This window comes from Vibrio sp. 1F279 (assembly GCF_041439815.1).
Classification (GTDB): domain Bacteria; phylum Pseudomonadota; class Gammaproteobacteria; order Enterobacterales; family Vibrionaceae; genus Vibrio; species Vibrio tasmaniensis_A.
In genome coordinates, this window is record NZ_JBGOOU010000014.1 from 36,491 (window position 1) to 53,276 (window position 16,786).

At 46.0% G+C, this 16,786-nt stretch carries 18 protein-coding genes; all 18 read left to right on the forward strand.

The annotated features are described in order from the left end of the window. The first annotated feature begins 13 nt into the window (after window positions 1-13). The 18 genes from ACED60_RS12175 to ACED60_RS12260 all read left to right on the forward strand — a co-directional run bounded on the left by ACED60_RS12175 (window position 14) and on the right by ACED60_RS12260 (window position 16,716). Window positions 14-448, forward strand: coding sequence for a gp436 family protein (locus ACED60_RS12175; protein WP_371727652.1), 435 nt, complete (start codon window positions 14-16; stop codon window positions 446-448). Further along, the gene (locus ACED60_RS12180; RefSeq protein WP_171383985.1) at window positions 448-993 is read left to right on the forward strand and encodes a phage virion morphogenesis protein; all 546 of its coding nucleotides are present in this window, start codon (window positions 448-450) and stop codon (window positions 991-993) included. The genes ACED60_RS12175 and ACED60_RS12180 overlap by 1 nt, the downstream gene beginning before the upstream one ends. Next, window positions 986-1,576: a hypothetical protein gene (locus ACED60_RS12185; protein ID WP_102506871.1), complete on the forward strand. Its 591-nt coding sequence runs from the start codon at window positions 986-988 to the stop codon at window positions 1,574-1,576. The genes ACED60_RS12180 and ACED60_RS12185 overlap by 8 nt, the downstream gene beginning before the upstream one ends. Window positions 1,577-1,603: 27 nt before the next feature. Beyond that, the gene (locus tag ACED60_RS12190; protein ID WP_371727653.1) at window positions 1,604-1,885 is read left to right on the forward strand and encodes a DUF2635 domain-containing protein; all 282 of its coding nucleotides are present in this window, start codon (window positions 1,604-1,606) and stop codon (window positions 1,883-1,885) included. A gap of 2 nt (window positions 1,886-1,887) precedes the next feature. Further along, window positions 1,888-3,366, forward strand: a complete 1,479-nt coding sequence (locus ACED60_RS12195; RefSeq protein ID WP_371727654.1) for a phage tail sheath subtilisin-like domain-containing protein — start codon at window positions 1,888-1,890, stop codon at window positions 3,364-3,366. Window positions 3,367-3,381: 15 nt separating this feature from the next. Further along, entirely contained in the window at window positions 3,382-3,735 is a 354-nt protein-coding gene (locus ACED60_RS12200; protein WP_102367777.1) for a phage tail tube protein, read from the forward strand. Further along, window positions 3,735-4,079, forward strand: a complete 345-nt coding sequence (locus ACED60_RS12205; RefSeq protein WP_327784350.1) for a phage tail assembly protein — start codon at window positions 3,735-3,737, stop codon at window positions 4,077-4,079. The genes ACED60_RS12200 and ACED60_RS12205 overlap by 1 nt, the downstream gene beginning before the upstream one ends. Before the next feature lie 125 nt (window positions 4,080-4,204). Next, window positions 4,205-5,947 (forward strand): phage tail tape measure protein, encoded by a 1,743-nt coding sequence (locus tag ACED60_RS12210; protein WP_371727655.1) that lies wholly within the window; start codon window positions 4,205-4,207, stop codon window positions 5,945-5,947. Between the two features lie 11 nt (window positions 5,948-5,958). Continuing rightward, window positions 5,959-7,278 carry a DNA circularization protein gene (locus ACED60_RS12215; RefSeq protein WP_371727656.1) on the forward strand — a complete coding sequence of 440 codons (1,320 nt, stop codon included), beginning with the start codon at window positions 5,959-5,961 and terminating at the stop codon, window positions 7,276-7,278. After that, window positions 7,275-8,363, forward strand: a complete 1,089-nt coding sequence (locus ACED60_RS12220) for a phage baseplate assembly protein (protein WP_371727657.1) — start codon at window positions 7,275-7,277, stop codon at window positions 8,361-8,363. Before ACED60_RS12215 ends, ACED60_RS12220 begins: the two co-directional genes overlap by 4 nt. Further along, complete coding sequence (locus ACED60_RS12225) at window positions 8,357-8,962, forward strand: phage baseplate assembly protein V (RefSeq protein ID WP_371727658.1); 606 nt, start codon at window positions 8,357-8,359, stop codon at window positions 8,960-8,962. The genes ACED60_RS12220 and ACED60_RS12225 overlap by 7 nt, the downstream gene beginning before the upstream one ends. Before the next feature lie 2 nt (window positions 8,963-8,964). Further along, window positions 8,965-9,420, forward strand: coding sequence for a phage GP46 family protein (locus ACED60_RS12230; RefSeq protein WP_371727659.1), 456 nt, complete (start codon window positions 8,965-8,967; stop codon window positions 9,418-9,420). Continuing rightward, on the forward strand, window positions 9,410-10,477 hold the full coding sequence (locus ACED60_RS12235; protein WP_371727660.1) for a baseplate J/gp47 family protein: 1,068 nt from the start codon (window positions 9,410-9,412) through the stop codon (window positions 10,475-10,477). The genes ACED60_RS12230 and ACED60_RS12235 overlap by 11 nt, the downstream gene beginning before the upstream one ends. Continuing rightward, entirely contained in the window at window positions 10,462-11,049 is a 588-nt protein-coding gene (locus tag ACED60_RS12240) for a YmfQ family protein (RefSeq protein ID WP_371727661.1), read from the forward strand. The genes ACED60_RS12235 and ACED60_RS12240 overlap by 16 nt, the downstream gene beginning before the upstream one ends. After that, window positions 11,049-11,828 carry a hypothetical protein gene (locus ACED60_RS12245; RefSeq protein WP_371727662.1) on the forward strand — a complete coding sequence of 260 codons (780 nt, stop codon included), beginning with the start codon at window positions 11,049-11,051 and terminating at the stop codon, window positions 11,826-11,828. The genes ACED60_RS12240 and ACED60_RS12245 overlap by 1 nt, the downstream gene beginning before the upstream one ends. Before the next feature lie 9 nt (window positions 11,829-11,837). After that, complete coding sequence (locus tag ACED60_RS12250) at window positions 11,838-12,527, forward strand: DUF4376 domain-containing protein (protein ID WP_371727663.1); 690 nt, start codon at window positions 11,838-11,840, stop codon at window positions 12,525-12,527. 48 nt (window positions 12,528-12,575) lie between these two features. Continuing rightward, complete coding sequence (locus ACED60_RS12255) at window positions 12,576-14,504, forward strand: ATP-dependent endonuclease (protein ID WP_371727664.1); 1,929 nt, start codon at window positions 12,576-12,578, stop codon at window positions 14,502-14,504. Further along, window positions 14,497-16,716: a UvrD-helicase domain-containing protein gene (locus ACED60_RS12260; RefSeq protein WP_371727665.1), complete on the forward strand. Its 2,220-nt coding sequence runs from the start codon at window positions 14,497-14,499 to the stop codon at window positions 16,714-16,716. Before ACED60_RS12255 ends, ACED60_RS12260 begins: the two co-directional genes overlap by 8 nt. Window positions 16,717-16,786 lie beyond the last annotated feature (70 nt).

The window sequence follows — 16,786 nt, forward strand, 5'->3', positions numbered from 1 at the left end:
GGTAGTAAATACGATGGCAACTTACGCAACCAAGCAAGACCTACTTGATCGTGATGAGCAGATGCTGTGGAACTTTGCGGTAGACCGCACCACAGGCGAACTCAACGATGTTTGGATTAAACAGGCATTAGACCAAGCCGATGAAGAGATTAACTCTTTCTTAGGTCGTCGTTATGTTCTGCCACTGCCGACTGTGCCAGGCATGTTGAATAAGGTTGCCATCACTATTGCGTTCTACTGGTTAGCCGACCGTGACCAACAGGCCACGAACCTACTAGAGGAACGCTACAAGATGCAGCTTGAAACCCTGCGTGAGATAGCCAATGGCAAGCGTGAACTTGGTTTGCCAACCATCGAAGCGCCAAGCGAAAGCAGCGTGGGCAAGGTTGAGCTGATTCAAGAGAACGAGCGCCAGTTCACCCGCAACAGTTTGAGAGGCGTCTTGTAATGTCGATTGGTGTTCAAGTTACGGGAACGCAAGAGCTTGAGCGCTATCAACAGCTGCTTGAAACCCTAAGCGACCCAAAGCACAAAGTTGAATTGCTTGATTCGTTGGGTGGAATTGTAGAGAGCCAAACCAGAAGAAGAATCGCCGATGAGAAAACGTCACCTGATGGTCAGCGTTGGGATGATTGGTCTAGCAGTTATGCGAAGACTCGACATGGAAACCAATCTCTTTTGCAAGGCGAAGGCGATTTGTTGGACTCAATCCAGTACCAGGTGCAGCGCAACCAAGTTCGAATTGGATCGCCGCTGGCCTACGCTGGCGTTCATCAAGATGGCTTTTCTGGTCCGGTTCAAGTGTCTGCTCATACGCGCCTTATCACACAAGCCTTTGGTAAAGCGTTGGCGTTTCCGGTCTATCAGTCTGTAGGGGCGTTCACTCGCATGATGAACATTCCACAGCGCGAATACTTAGGGCTAAGTACCGACAATCAATCTGAAGTGTATGCGGTTATCGGTGACTTCTGGAAGGAGTTAATGAATGTCTAGACCCGACTTTACCACCAGTGGTTCTACCGTTTGGGCTGTGAATGAAATCGTTCAGTACCTTAAGCCAAAGCTTGAAGGTGGTGTGCGTGAAATAGAAAAGATCCAAACCGTTGAGCGCCACATTGGCCGCTTTGATAAGGCGGATGATATTAAGCGCTGGATGTCGAACCGTGACGGTGGCGTTCGTATTGCTGCCTTACGTGTTCCGCAATATGAAACTGTGGGTAATCGCTTAATTGGTAACGTTAACCTGGTGGCCTATGTGTTTACCACTGACCAGTTCGGTTACGAAAAAGACCTACGTGCCGAAGTGGTCGCAGGAAAGTTGGTGCGTGAACTGGTGGATAGAAGCGCACTGCCAACGGCCTATGGTCGCGTTGAAAACGTACGCAGTGACAATTTATACAGCGGTGAAATTGACAAGCTTGGTATTGCTATCTGGTCTGTCACTTGGTCGCAGCAATGGTACTTAGATGAAGAGATTGATCTCAGTACGTTAGATGACTTCATTACCTTTGGTCTGAAAGGTGAAATCGCAGATGGCGCACCCACCATTGATGGTGAAGTGAAGCTGCCTCAATAAACCGTGACACAAATATAGGACTTAATCATGTCGTTAAAAAAGAATCTGATCCCCATTAAACCCAAGAAAGCCGAAGTGCCTGTACGCAAACCTGAAGGTGGTTTTGTTAACGCAGCTGGTGAAGAAGTCGAACGCTCAGGCTACTGGGTTCGAAGAATTAATGATGGCGACGTGGTGATAGTCCCTCAAGAAGATTGGGATGCAGCCAAGGCGGTACTGGCAAAAGAAAAAGCCGATGCCATCGAGCAACAAAAGAAAGCGCTGGCGAAAGAAGCCAAGGCTACAACCTCTAAAACTGAAGGAGAATAAGCATGTCATTGGGCTCTATTCCTAACGATATTCGAGTACCACTCGTTTATATCGAGATCGACAACAGCGAAGCGAATTCAGGTACACCCGCTTTGGCTCAGAAAGTATTAGTCCTTGGCCAACAGCTGGCAACGGGCACTGCTGATGCACTTACGCTGAATCGTATTACCACAAGTGAAAGCCAAATGGATGACCTTTACGGTAAAGGTTCAATGCTTTCTCGTTCGCTTAAGAAGCTCCGCAAAACCAATGAATATACAGACGTGTATGCATTAGGAGTGGCTGACTTAGCAGCAAGTGCGGCTAAGGGTGAGATTGCCGTTACGGCAACCACGGTTAAAGCAGGTGTGATTGCGTTATTGATTGCTGGCGAAAGCGTGCAGGTAACGGTGAAAGATACGGACGATGCTGATTCTATTGCGACGGCCATCATTGCTAAGGTGAATGCTGATACCAACCTGCCTGTTACTGCTGCTTTGAAAACAGCTGAGACAAATATTGTAGAGCTGACGTGTAAATGGACAGGTATTACGGGCGACGATATCGATATCCGTTACAACTACTACGACGGTGAGTTTTTGCCTAGTGGCGTGACTATTGCGATTACTGCCATGACAGGCGGTGCAGGAACGCCAGACATGAGCGCTGTTATCGCGGCTATTCCGAACGAATGGTACAACCATATCGTGATGCCATTTAACGATACCCAATCAATGAATGACCTACGTGACGAGCTGATTAATCGTTGGGGCCCACTCAAGATGATTGAAGGCATTGCTTATACCGCGTTCCGTGGCACCTTTGCTGAGACGGGTGCGTTTGGCTCTGCGCGTAATGACTTCTTGTTTACGTGTATGGGTACGAACAGTTCGCCAAACTCGCCTTGGGAATTTGCTGCGGCTTACGCAGGCCGAGCGTCTTACTCACTGGGCATTGACCCTGCTCGCCCACTTCAAACGTTAGTGCTAACCAGTTTGCTGCCACCGGCTAAAACCGCTCAGTGGGACATGACCGAACGCAATCTACTTTTGCACGATGGCATTGCAACCTATTCCGTTACGCCAGGTAATGAAATTGCAATTGAGCGTGAAGTGTCAATGTACCGTGAGAACGTGTATGGCGACCCAGACCCAAGTTACCTCGATATCACTACGCCAGCGACATTGGGTTACTTACGTTACTCACTTCGAACCATGGTGACGAACCGATTCCCTCGCCATAAGTTGGCAGGTGACGATGTACTTGATCGCCTTGACCCTGGTCAGCCAGTTGTGACACCAAAGATTATGCGCAATGCCGTGTTAGAGCTTGCCAATACTGACTGGGTGCCAAGTGGTTTGATGGAAGACTTCGATGGTTTCAAAGAGACGTTGGAAGTGTATCGAGACACAAGTGATCAGAACCGTTTGAACTGTGTGTTTAAGCCAGACATTGTGAATCAGTTCCGTATCTTCGCCGCACTAATGCAGTTCAAACTTTAATAGGGAGTACGCACCATGGGACAAATCCTTGGTCAAGTTGTTGTTCGTGCTAACAGCAAACAACTCAAAACAAAGAAGGGTTCTACTTTGAACCCAGGTGGTTTCACTCACGTTTCTCACGCAGGGCCAAACCGTATTTGGGGTAAGTCGAAAGAGTTCACGCCTTCTACTGTGTCGGTGGTGATTGCGGCGGATGAAGATGTCGATGTTGTTGAAATCAATAACATCACAGACGCAACGCTAACTTGGGAAGGCGACAACGGTGTTGATTACATGATTACAAGTGCCTCACCACAAGCACCGTTCCAGTTAAGTGACTCTGGTGATATTACGGGCACGTTCGAAGGTAACCCAGCGGAGCGCGTTTAATGGCCATCATGACCTTTGGATTGGATCATGGTTTCAAGGTGGGCGAAGCCGTCCACCATGAAGTTGGTCTAAGAGAGTTAAGCTCTGGTGATTACATCGATGCGCAGTTAGCGGCAGAGAAAGTGATCGTGAATGATGGTGTGGCCATGGCGTACACCTCTGATGTGCTTTATGGCATCGAGCTTCTTGTTCGTCAGGTTGAGTACATTGGCAGTGTTCAGGGGCCTATCTCTATCAAGGAGTTGAGAAAGCTGCACCAGGACGACTTTAAACTGCTGCAAGAAAAAGCAAGCGAACTCGATGAGCTGATTACCAAGGAGCTTGAAAACAGGGGGCGATCTTAAGGCGCTGCCGGAAGTCTGTGAAAACTTGCAACTTGCGATGTGTTCAAAGATTCCGTTAAGCGTCACCACTGCCATGCCTTTGCGGCGACTACTCAAAACCTATCGAAAACTAAGAGAACAATCCAATGGCACAGAAACTTGAAACCGATATTGTATTAAACCTTGCTGGCAACCTAGCGGCTAAGGCACGTCAGTATGGTAATTCGATGGGTGAGTTCGCCAAGAAAAATCAAAAAGCCATGACACTCGTTAAAACCTCGACCGCCGCAGCTGGTCGGGGTATCGATGCTTTAGGTAATCGCTATGTGGGTCTGGCGGCAACCTTTGTCACTGGTGCTACTGTTCGTAATGTAGCAGCGTTTGATGCTCAGATGGTTCGTATTGGCACCAATGCCAAGCTGTCTAGCGACCAAGTGGATGTGCTGACCCAATCTATTGAAGACTTTTCTACTCAAGCCGATATCCGTATCGATACAACCACTCTCGCTACAGGCGTTGATACCTTACTTGGCAAGACAGGTGATCTTGAATTCGTAATGGACAACCTAGAGAACATGGGTGTGTTCATGCAAGCCTTTGGCGCTGATGCTGAATCGACAGGTGCGTTGTTTGCTCAGTTCAGAGAAAAAGGCATTCGTGATTCAGAAGCGGTAATGAAAACCATTGATGAACTGTACGGCCAGTTCGCCATTGGTAGTGTGAGCGTTAAGGATTTGGCAGGGATATCAGAGCAGCTTTTTGCTACCTATCAGGCCAAAGGCCCTGAAGCGATTACACAAATGTCTGCCCTTGTTCAGTTATTTGCAAAGGCAAAAGGTAACGCCAACGAATCACTAACCTCTATTCAAGCCGTGTTCGCCACTTTCTCTGATAAAAAGAAAGTTGAGTTCCTAGACAAACAAGGCATCGCTGTATTTAAAGAAGGTACCAAAGAACTACGAGAGCCAGTAGAGCTACTGCTTGAAGTGTTAGACGCTGCAAAAAATGACCCGCTAAAGTTGGGCGATGTATTCGACCAGACTTCATTGCAAGGTCTGTCCTCTATTTATTCTCAAGAGAACAAAGATCTTCTTCTACAAATGACTTCAGGTACTGGTGAGCTAGGGGCAACGCAAGAAGCGGCAGCTAAGAATGCCGCCACGTTAAATAGTGCAATGACCTCTCTGAATAACTCATTCAATAAATTTGCCAATCAAAGGCTGGCTGAACCTATTCAAGAACTCGCTGATGCCATTAACAGTGTTGATGATGAAACCATTCAAAACTGGTTGAAGTGGGGTGAGACTGCGCTATGGGTTGTCGGTGGTTTGGTCGCTGCTAAAAAAGGATTAGACATTGCCGCTTCGGTTAAGACCGTATTTGGTAAAGGTGGCGTTCCTGGTGCAGGCGGTAAAGGTGGGTTTCAAGATTTAGGCGCGATGCCTGTGTTTGTTGTAAACATGCCAGGTGGTGGCATGGGTGGTCTAGGTGGTGATCTTCCTGATGGGAAAAGCCCTAAAGGAGGTAAGCCATCTAAGTCTAGGTTTATGAGCCTTTCTAATTTAGCAGCTGCGACCACTGTAGGTTATGGACTTTCTATCATTCCTGACTTCTCTCCTATTAATGTTCGTCGCCAATCTGAAGTTGATAGAAGTCAACTGCCTGAAGGTTTCCCTGTTTCGGCTGGATTGATGGATGTGGTAGACGACTTCAAAAGTTGGTTTTCGTCGAGTTCAAGTAATGAAGGGACGGTCAACAATCCATATTTGTCTTCTAACACGGGAGGAAATATAAACGTAGATGTTTCAGTCAGTGATGACCGAATCACAACAAAGGTCACTTCCTCTTCACCAACTATTCAAATCGACCCAGATACGGGCGCAAATTAAAGGGGCTTTAAATGGCATTTGAAGATCGTTTAACCGCCTCTATTCGTGGTGTTGAATTTTTCCTAGATGATGCAAGTGGTGACTTTGGTCGCCGTGCTATCCCTCATGCTTACCCTAAGCGTGAACAAGGCTATACCGAAGATAACGGTAAAGTACTTCAGCAAGAAATGATTAATGGCCGCACTGTGGGTGATGGCTACTTTGAGAAACTACAGCAAATCATTGAAGCGATTAATACACCAGGGCCGTGTGAACTGATTCATCCTTGGTTTGGCGTTCGTAAGGTTCAGGTTGGTAAAGGCAGCTTTAAGTTAGTCAATAAAACAGACGGCTTAGCCACGTTTAGCTTTGAGGTGTTTGAGCAAGGTGAAAACCTATTCCCGAATTCAAAGCGCGATACCGCAAGCCAGGTGCAAGGTGAATCAACCAAGTCACAAGATGCGGCTAATGATGCCTTTGAAAAGGACTTCGATGAGACGGCCACGGAAGGTGTGGGCGATATGGTTGACCAGTTCTTAGATGACTTGGATGAATTCACTCGTGGTTTGCCATCACTACCCAGTGAGCTGCGTGAGTGGACAGATCGCCTTATGCGCACCAAAGATTCCATTGGCAACTTATTAGCCTACCCTGGTGAGTTAGCGCGTGAAACCATGGGCCTGTTGGAAGACGTGAAAGGCGTGGTCACTGACCCTATTCGCGCCCTCGATGTTTACCAGAACGTGCAAAACCGTTGGGATGGTATGCGTGCTGAACTGGCTGTTACTGGTGGTTTAAGTCGTAACATCGATAGTGCTGATGGCTTCGCAAGTTCGGTGCCTAGTGTGGCTGACCCTGTGAAGCAGCAAGCCGTGCTAAACAATGCCGATGCGTACAAGCGTTTGATTATGAATTCAGCAACTGTATCTAAGGCTTCTGCAATGGGTGATGCGGATATTGGTGTTGATTTGATTGATACCGATGAGTCGATTAATAGCCTTTCAGGTGCTGACCGTAAAGCCGTATTAACGGGTGAGCAGTACAAGAAGATTGGGTATGACATTGCCAATGAGTTAGCGGAGCTTTCTGCAAATGCCGTTGAACTTGGTGACTCTGCTGTGTGGCGTCAGTTTCGTGTGCTGCGTCAAGCGGTGCTGGCGGATACCAGAGCAAGAGCCGAGCTTTTGCCTCAGTTAAGTATTTACACGCCCACCAGTACGGTGCCTGTTTCTTTGGTGACATGGCAAGAGAACGGCGACACAGAAACGCGCCAGAGCATTGTGCGTCGTAATGGTCTGTCTAATCCGTCCTTTATCTTGCCTTCAGATTCCATTGAGGTGATTAGCTCATGACAACGCAGTTAGATGACATTGTATTGAAAGCTGGCGGTAATGTTTACGGTGGCTGGACTAAGGTCAGTGTGACTCGCTCAATCAATGCGATGTCTGGTTCATTTGATTTAGAACTGACTTGGAAGTGGCAAGGCTCTGATGATAAATACAAAGCCTTCATGGAGCCGATTCAGCAAGGTCAGCCTTGTGTGATTGAAATTGGTGGTGAGCGCGTGATTACGGGCTATGTGGATGATTGGGTGCCTAGCTACGATGCAAACCAGGTGATGATATCGGTGAGTGGTCGAGACAAAACCGCTGACCTAGTGGATTGCTCGATTGACTACCCTTCAGGGCAGTTCAAGAATCAAACGTTAACTCAGATTGCTAACGTGGTGTGTAAGCCTTTCGGTATCAAAGTGATCGTGAATACCGACGTGGGCGCAGCATTCCCTCGTATTCAAATCGAGCAAGGTGAAACCCCGCACGAGCTGCTTGCTCGTCTAGCGCGTCAGCGTGGTGTGCTGCTAACCAGTGACACGTTTGGCAACCTTGTGATCGTGCGTAGAAGTGCAGAGCGTGCGGGTGTGTCTTTAATCCTTGGTGAGAATGTGAAAGCAGCGCGTGGTCGCTTCAGCTGGCGTCAGCGTTTTAGTAGCTTTACGGTTAAGGCTGTCGGTGCTTCGTTTGGCTCGTGGGATGATTCCGCACTGTCAACGGTTGGCGGTATCAAAGCCGAAGTGAAAGATGCAGATATCAATCGCTATCGCCCAATGATTATTATCAACGAAGAAATCACCACTGCGGAAGGTGCTGCCAAGCGCGGCCAATGGGAACGTCAACGCAGTATTGCTACCTCTAATGGTGCTGAGTACACGGTGACAGGGTGGCGAATCCCTCAAACGGGCAAGCTATGGAACTTCAATACGGTAGTGCCAGTTCAAGATGAGATTGTAGGTTTGGATGAAGATATGCTGATTGCCTCGATCATGTTTAGCGAAGATGATTCAGGTCGTCTGGCTGTGGTCAGTGTGGTGAAACCAGAAGCGTTTGACATCCCTGCGGAAGTTGAAAAGCAAACGACATTAGGCGGTGGTCAATGGTAAATCAACGTTATATTGAACGATTGCTTGCCCCTATTAAACGCCGCATTACAGGTGCCATTACTCGCGCTGTGGTGTCTGGCGTGGTTGAAGATTTACAGCGCCAAAACTTGCAGCTTAAGATGCACGCTGATGAATCTGTTGATGACATCGAGCGTTTTCAAAACTACGGTTGCAGTTCGTTCCCACCTATAGGCTCTGAAGCCATTCTTGCGGCTATCGGTGGCAATCTAGGCAACTTGGTTGCGGTGGCCGTCGAAGATAAAAAATATCGTCCAAAGGGTGAAAGCGGTGACGTTTTCCTCTACCATTTGGAAGGTCATAAAATCCGCTTAACCAAAGATGGCAAGGTGGTTGTTACAGCAACCGACGTTATTTTTGAAGCCGCTAATTCCTTCACTATTATTTCCCCTGAAACATTGATTCAAGGCCCTTTGCATGTGACAGGTGGGATATCTACAGACCTTGGTATTTTTGCTACTGGCGGCATTACTTCTGCCAGCGTTGTTAGCGGTTCAGATTTAACCGCAGGCGGCTTTAGCTACCTTGGCCACTTCCACAAAGATGCAGAGAACAGGAATACTTCAGTACCAGTGGGTTAACTATGAGCGTGAGCATCGTGTTCGACATGATGAAAAACACAGGAATCATTATCGAGGGCGGAAGTGTCGCAGATGACACAGTTTCAGCCCTCGTTTTGATCTCGTTGTTTACCGATGCACGCGCCGATACTTCAGACCGCTTACCCGACGATTCAAACGACTTTAGAGGCTGGCCTGGTGACACGTTTTACGATGCACCATGGGGCTCTAAACTTTGGCTGCTTTACCGTGAAAAACTGACTACCGATGTGCGCAATCGTGCGGTGAAATACGCAGAGGATGCACTGGCTTGGATGTTCGTTGATAGCGGTGATGGCCAGATGGCAAAAAGCGTATCTGTGGTTGGCTCTATTCCTCGTTTTCAAACCCTTGCCTTGTCTATCAATATCACTAAACCAGACAACGAAGTCATCTCACTGACCGTTATGAAACGATGGGAGGCGCAACGTGCCGTTTAACGTTCCTACGCTACGCCAGCTTATTGAAAGCGGTTTAATCGATATTGAAGCCTCATTAGATGAGGTTTTACCTAAGTTTGGCATTGAGCAAGCGCTTAACTCTTCTGTGAGTGGCAGCGTTCGAGATCTCTACGATTACCAATCTTGGATCGTGCGTCAAATCATCCCTTCCACTGAATCTGAAGACCAGACCATCATCGATGCAGCACGCTATGAAGGCGTGATTCAAAAGCTTGCAACGAATGCCGCTGGCCCCGTTACTTTTACAGGTAGTGTGCCTATTCCCGTTGGTACTGTCATGACGCATTCTGATGGCCGCTTATATCGAGTGACGCTATCTAATGCGCCAGGCAGTGGCAGCGTTTTGGTGGAAGTAGAAGCGGAAGAATCAGGCGCGGCGGGTAATCTCGCGGCAGGTGAAACGCTGACGTTAGTGTCTACCGTGCCAGGTATTCAACCTAATGGTGTGACGGGTGAAATTTCAGGTGGTGCGGAAATAGAATCCGTTGCTGAAGTGCTTGAGCGTTTGCTGTTTCGTAAGCGTAATCCCCCTATGGGCGGCGCGGTGCATGACTACGTGGCATGGTGCCGTGAAGTGGCAGGGGTTACTCGCGCTTGGGCTATCGATGCCTATCAAGGCGGCTCGACGGTTGGCTATGCGTTCGTCTTTGATGGCCGTACCGATATTCTGCCTAATGTCACCGACCAACAAGCGATGTCTGATTACATTTATCGCCATAAAGACCCAGCAACTGGCAGTGACGTTGGTCGCCCTGCTGGCATTGAGCCAGTGCCTATTCAGTTAACGCTGAAAGTGACGGATTTAGACATCAATATCACCCCAGATAACACAGAGCTTCGCGCCAGTGTGCAGACCAGTATCAACAGCTATTTTAAAACGTTAAGCCCTGCTAGTACCTTGCTTGTGAGCGCAGTGCGCACCGCAATTGGTACAGTGCCAGGTGTTGAAGACTATTCGCTAGATCTGAATGCTGACGTTCCTGCGGCTTCGAATGAGTTACATGAGCTTGGAGTGATCACATGGGCCACTCTGTAGAGCAATGGACAAACTCAATCATGGCGCAAATGCCACGAGGTATCTTGTGGCAGCGTTCAGCATCGTTAGACCTTCATAAATACGCGGCAGGCTATGCACCAAGGATAGAAGCGGTAGAGGTTAGCGCAGACAGTTTACTGTTAGAAATGCGCCCTGAAACCACTCAGCAACTACTAGACGAATGGGAAGCGTATTTAGGGCTTCCAGAGTGCCAAGTTCAAAACCAGACGTTTGAATCACGCCGTGCTGCTGTGGTTGAAAAGTATCACCGCAAAGGTGGCTTACAAGCATGGAACATCGACAAGCTAGGCGCTGATTTAGGATTTGATATCGAGGTTGAAGAAATCTTCCCTCACCACTGTTTACGTGGTTGTACTTATCCGCTCTATGAAGAGAAGTACCGCCACTTATTACGTATTCGCGTCAAAGGCATTACACAAGCTTACGCAACGTGCCTAGACGATTGTTTAACCCCGTTAGTATCTCAAACCGCCGCTATTCTGGAATGTACGCTAAACCAGTTTAAGTTAGGCGGTAAGTACTATGAATTCATCTATGAGGAGAGCGTGTAATGCATCCCTTAAATAATGGCTCTCAGGTCGAGAACGTACCCGCGCTCAAGCCAAGAGTCGGTGCAGCTGGATACTTCAGTGAGAGCAATGACAATGGCGCACCAAGCTATCCAGGGCAAGATTGGTTTAATGCGGTGATTCGTGAGTTTCAGACGGCATTAACAGCTAAAGGGGTTGCGTTTGATCCAGACAAGTTCGACCACCTTCAGAAACTACTTGAAGCTTCGGCGGTTAATTCACTTCAATATCGCGTTGGTCAAAAGGCCGAAATCCACTCTGCACAAATCCCTGATTGGTTATTGAAGGCTGATGGTTCCATTGTTTCGAGAACAGTAGATGATGTGCTGTGGGCTCATGCGGCAACCAGTGGACTTGTTATTGCTCAATCGACTAAAGACGCTAATCCAGAGCAGTACGCGATGTATTACGGTGATGGGGATGGTTCGACTACGTTTAGCCTTCCTAACTGGTACTTAGGGCATTTTGCGCGTGGTAATCCTGCTGGCGTGGCTTTAGGAGAAACGCAAGGGGATGCTATTAGGAATATCACAGGTACTGCATCTGCCTTTTATAAAGCTGTAAATATACCCTCTACAGGAGTTTTAGAGTCTACTATATATGGAAATACCCCCGCTGCAACGGGCGTACAGGGTGGCGATCCAGGTGCAAACTTTAATATAGATATTGATGTATCCCGACAAGTGCCAACAGCCAACGAAAACCGACCTAAATCTGGTCATATTAACGTTTGTATCGAACGTGGAAAAATCCCAGCATAGAGGTATAAAATGAATCAAGCAGCACACCATTATCACCCAAGTACATTACTATACACACACTCAACGCCGCTTAGTGTGCCAGCAGGATATAAAATTCCTCTAGTGCCGCAATGTTCTTTACTAGCTCCTCTTCCGTCATATGACCCTATCACTCAAGATTTAAAAGCTAATTTAGAAGACGGCGAATGGCAGGTGTTAGACAAGTACAAAGCAGTTACGGCTTATCATAAGCAAACTAAGATTCATAAAGAGTTTGATGATAAGTCTTTAGTCACCGAAGAGTTCACTCTTAAGGAACCGCCAACCCCTTATCATGACTTTATTGATAGTGACTGGATTGCTAACAAAGAGAAGGCGTTGGGCGTTAAACGAGCAGAGATAAACAATTGGCGTACAGCTTTAGAAGGTGAAGAGACTCAAACTGTTGTAGCCATTGATAGTGAGTGGGATGCAGGGCCTAGTGCTCGTTTACGCATCGATTCAACGCTACTGACAGCTGTGATGCCACCATACTGGACAGATGCTAATAATGTAGATCATGAAAGTATGACACTTGAAGAGTTGAAGCAGGTGAAAATTGCTATTAGTGAACTTAGCTTTGCTATCCACGATAGACAGCGAACAATGAAAAAAGAAGTTGAAGCACTAACAGACTTTGATGAGATTATTAACTACCCAGTTGGCTGGCCACAAAGTTAAACACTCTTTAAACACCATTTAAGCCTAGTATTTTGAGCACTTACAGTTGTGCGCAATTCGCTAGGCTTTGTTGTTCATATCGCGAGGTGCGCTACAGTTACTTTCTTAGGGTTAACACTGCCAGAACAAATTAGTTTTGCTGAATACCTCACTTATCAGCCAGAGGATGCAGAGCAGCCTGTAGTTTTGAAGGTTACCTTACAAGCAGAGCTACGAAACGATAAGGTTCGTACAACTATATTTTCTGGTCTTCCTACTAGCTTCCATGGCCTTAAAGAAATTGACATAGAGACAAGGGATAAACTGCGCTCTACCTACCTTCGACCTCTAAGAGATGCAGAAAAAGAAATGGACGCAGGAAAGAGCTCTAGAATTTCTAAGATCTTAAAAAGGCAATCAGCGATTGATGAAGGAGAGTCGGAGCTAGATTTTTCTGCTGTGTCAGAAGATAAGTTTGGTGAAGTAGTAGAAAAGTTAGGAGTTGTTGGTATTGCACGACTAGTTAACCAATTATTAGAAGGGCACCCCGCTGTAAATTCGACCACGAGTGATCTCAACGTTAACTTTCTCAAACCCCTTCAAATGCTTGGAGATCATCTTCAAGCAAACTTGGGAATAGGTCCAAATGCTGATGATGAAATGCTGAAGAGGCAGATGCTTGAGAAAATAGGTATAGCTTTAGATAATGTTGGCGGCAAGCGAGGGCTTGGCTCAAACAATCTATTATATATAGCATGTGAAATGCTATTGCTGTCTGACTCCAAAGATGAACTTGCATTGTTGATAATCGAAGAGCCGGAAGCACACTTGCATCCTCAAAGGCAATTGAAGTTGATTCAATATCTACAAGATAAAGTGGACAAGCATAAGCAGGAACACGAGGTTCATCTACAAGTTTTGTTATCAACTCACAGCCCTACTCTAGCCTCCAAATTACCTATAAAGTGCATGACAATGGTACATAAAGGTAAGGTGCTACCTCTGAGTGAAGCAGGCAGCACGGAAGGTGACTATACATTCCTAGAACGCTTTATTGATGCGACAAAGTCAAATTTGTTTTTCTGCAGGGGGTTGATGATTGTAGAGGGGGATGCAGAAAATCTGTTATTACCTTCGGTAGCGAGAATTCTAGACCACGACTTTACAGAAAACGGTGTGTCGATAGTGAACGTAGGTCACACTGGACTTAGCCGTTATGCTAATGTTTTTTCAGGTACAAGTGAGTACCCGAACCCTGGAATTAAAGTTGCTTGTTTACACGATTTAGATTTAATCCCTTATACAGCAGCAAGGGAACTTAAACTGGAGTCAGTGAAAGACAAAACTGAACTATCTGACTTGTGGGATAGCTTAAACACATCCTTAGAAGCAGGTGAACAGGTTGACTTTGAACCTCTTGAATCACAATTGCCCCAAAATGTTATTTCGGGCTTTGAGAGCAACTCCTTCGACCAATCTAAGGTAACCAGTGTCAATAGGGAGTATAAAGGGGACTTTGTTCATGGTTTTTACTCTGGTCCGTGGACGTTAGAGTACTCGCTTGCATTTCACGGCTTAGCGAAAGAAGTTACCATCGCAGCTTGCCTCGCCAAGGCCGAACCATCCAAGCGCTACGATCAATCTAATCATGAAAAAATAGTTTCAGTTGCCGAAGATTATTATGAGTACTTGAATAGGACATACAGTGAAAGTGAAGTCTTGGCGGGTAAGGTTTATGAACTCTTTCTATCATCTGTTAACGTTTCAACGCATATTAAAAACGAACACGCTGGTTTAGTTCTTAGCAGTAAAGCATCTAAAGCCGCGGCTGGACAACATCTTGGTCAGTTGCTCGAAATGATGGACCAAAAGTTAGAAATTGATGGTTACACACAAAGGGATCGAATCGAACATTGGAAGGGTTTACTTCCAATTGCAGTGGTGGAAGCAATTGAACATGTAATCCCATTAGTGTTTTCGGAGACTGAAAGTGAGTAATATTCGAAAGCTTTTGAGCTGCAATCAAGATTTAGGCGCAAATCCATTTACGGATGATGATATCCAGTGGGTTGAACGTATTCTTGGGCTGAATAATGGGTTTGACGAGCATCAGTTGCTTGTTCTACAAAGGCTTGATGATTTAGATGTAGAGGCATGTCCAGGGAGCGGGAAAACCACAGTATTAGTGGCAAAGTTAGCGTTATTAGCTAGGTACTGGAACTCAAAAACACAAGGTATTTGTGTGTTGTCTATGACTAATGCCGCTAGAGAGGAGATTCAGGAGAGACTTGGGGAAACTGCAGAGGGCCAAAAATTACTAAGTCGCCCACATTTTATTGGGACAATACACAGTTTCTTCAGTGATTTCTTAGCGAAGCCGTATTTGAACTCCAAAGGTATTGCAATTGTTAATATTGATGACGACTTCTGCCGCTCTCAGCGGCTTAGAACACTTCAGAAAGATAATTACAGTGAGTTGGCAGATTATCTTGTAGCTCAGCAGGTTGAGAAGAAGACTTGCATCGTGACAACTAAAAGAGAGCATACTCAGGAGCATCAAAAAGCCGCTGCATGGCTAGTTGAGTATGAAGCGAAAACTCTAGAAGAAAGGAGATATGGGATTCCTTCAAGCTGGAAAATTACCGATGAGGCATATAGCTTGGTCAGCGTTAACTTTGGCAAGGAATCTGATCTTGATCTACCAGAGCCAATGGAGAATTTGCTAAAAGAGTGTATTAAGGAAGTAGCTCACAAGGGGGTATTTTGCTTCAGTGATTTATTTGTATATTCAAAGGCTCTGATGAATTCTTCAAGGGATGTATTCCGAATTCTTAGGAAACGATTCCCATTGCTGTTTATCGATGAAGCCCAAGATACATCTAGCTCACAAGCTCTTATGCTGCATGAATTGTTCTCGTCCTACATTCATGAGCTAGAACCGGTTACTAGACAGCGATTTGGTGATGCCAATCAGACAATTTATACATTTGAACCACCAATGCCTGCGGATGGAATAGATCCATACCCATCACCTGACATTGGTAGGCTCACGCTTCCAGTTAGTCATCGATTTGATATGAGTGTGTCTGATATAGCATGTAAGTTCGAAACTCACCCTCTTAACCCTAAAATGCAAGGTGTAAGGCAGGATGATAAAGGGGGAAGAGGTCACTGTATCTTGGTATTCAATGAGGACTCTAGAATGGCTGTGATTCCGGCATTCGCAGAACTTGTTGCTAAAGAAATGGAAGAGCTTAACCTTGACCTAGCAAAATTAAGAATTTGTTCTCACATACAAAAAGAAAAAGATACAGCAGTGTCTGAAGGTGACTACGCAAGAACGATTAGAGATTACTTTACCCCTTATATAGCTGACAAGATGACGAAAGATTACCAGCAACATAAAAATCTGATTAGTTACCTGCGTCATGCTCGATATTTGGTTAGGGAGACTGAATGCTTGAGTTCTGGTCTCGAAAAAATATCGGAAGGTATTTTAAAAGGGTGTTATTTGGTAAGTGTAGGTGGTGAACACACTAAAGGGACTCGTTTCGCCAAAATAAAATCAGCTCCTAATAAGTACAGGGCACTCGTTAGAGAGCTTAATGAAGATTGTGCAAAAGATTTCTCAAGTAGAATCATTGGGGCACTCACAGCAAAATCGGACGTAACTGAACATGAGTGGAATGTCATTACTTCAATCACTGCTAGGGTTATCACGTTCTTATTGGGAGTAGAAGAAATCGGTTCTTCTTTCGAGTTCCTCGTGTGGGAAAGTGAAGACGATACCTCCCCAAGCAATGACACGGGAGCCGTTGATAGAACGAATATATATAGACATGAGCTTTTGCCATCGAAACAAACATTAGATTTCAAATTAGGCACAATCCATTCAGTAAAAGGGCAAACGCATACAGCTACGTTATTGTTAGACAGTACTAATCGAGGACCGATTTTGGGCCAACTTAAGCCTTATTTTCTGGGCCTAAAATCGACATCAGAAGCGACGAACCAACAGAAAAGTTGGTTAAACACCCTATATGTAGGCTTAACAAGGCCGACACACCTAATTTGTGTGGCAATTCCTGAGTCTCATAAAGGTGTGGGGGCTCGTACAGCGACATGGACTGAAGAGGAGCTGTTAGTACTTAAATCCAATGGTTGGAAAGTCGCGAAAGTCAAAGGGGATTCGTCTTTAGAGTATTTATAAACTTTCTGGACAGGCTAAATTGACCTTCTGATGGTAGTTTAACAAACTATATAGCCAGTATCTGTCCTAT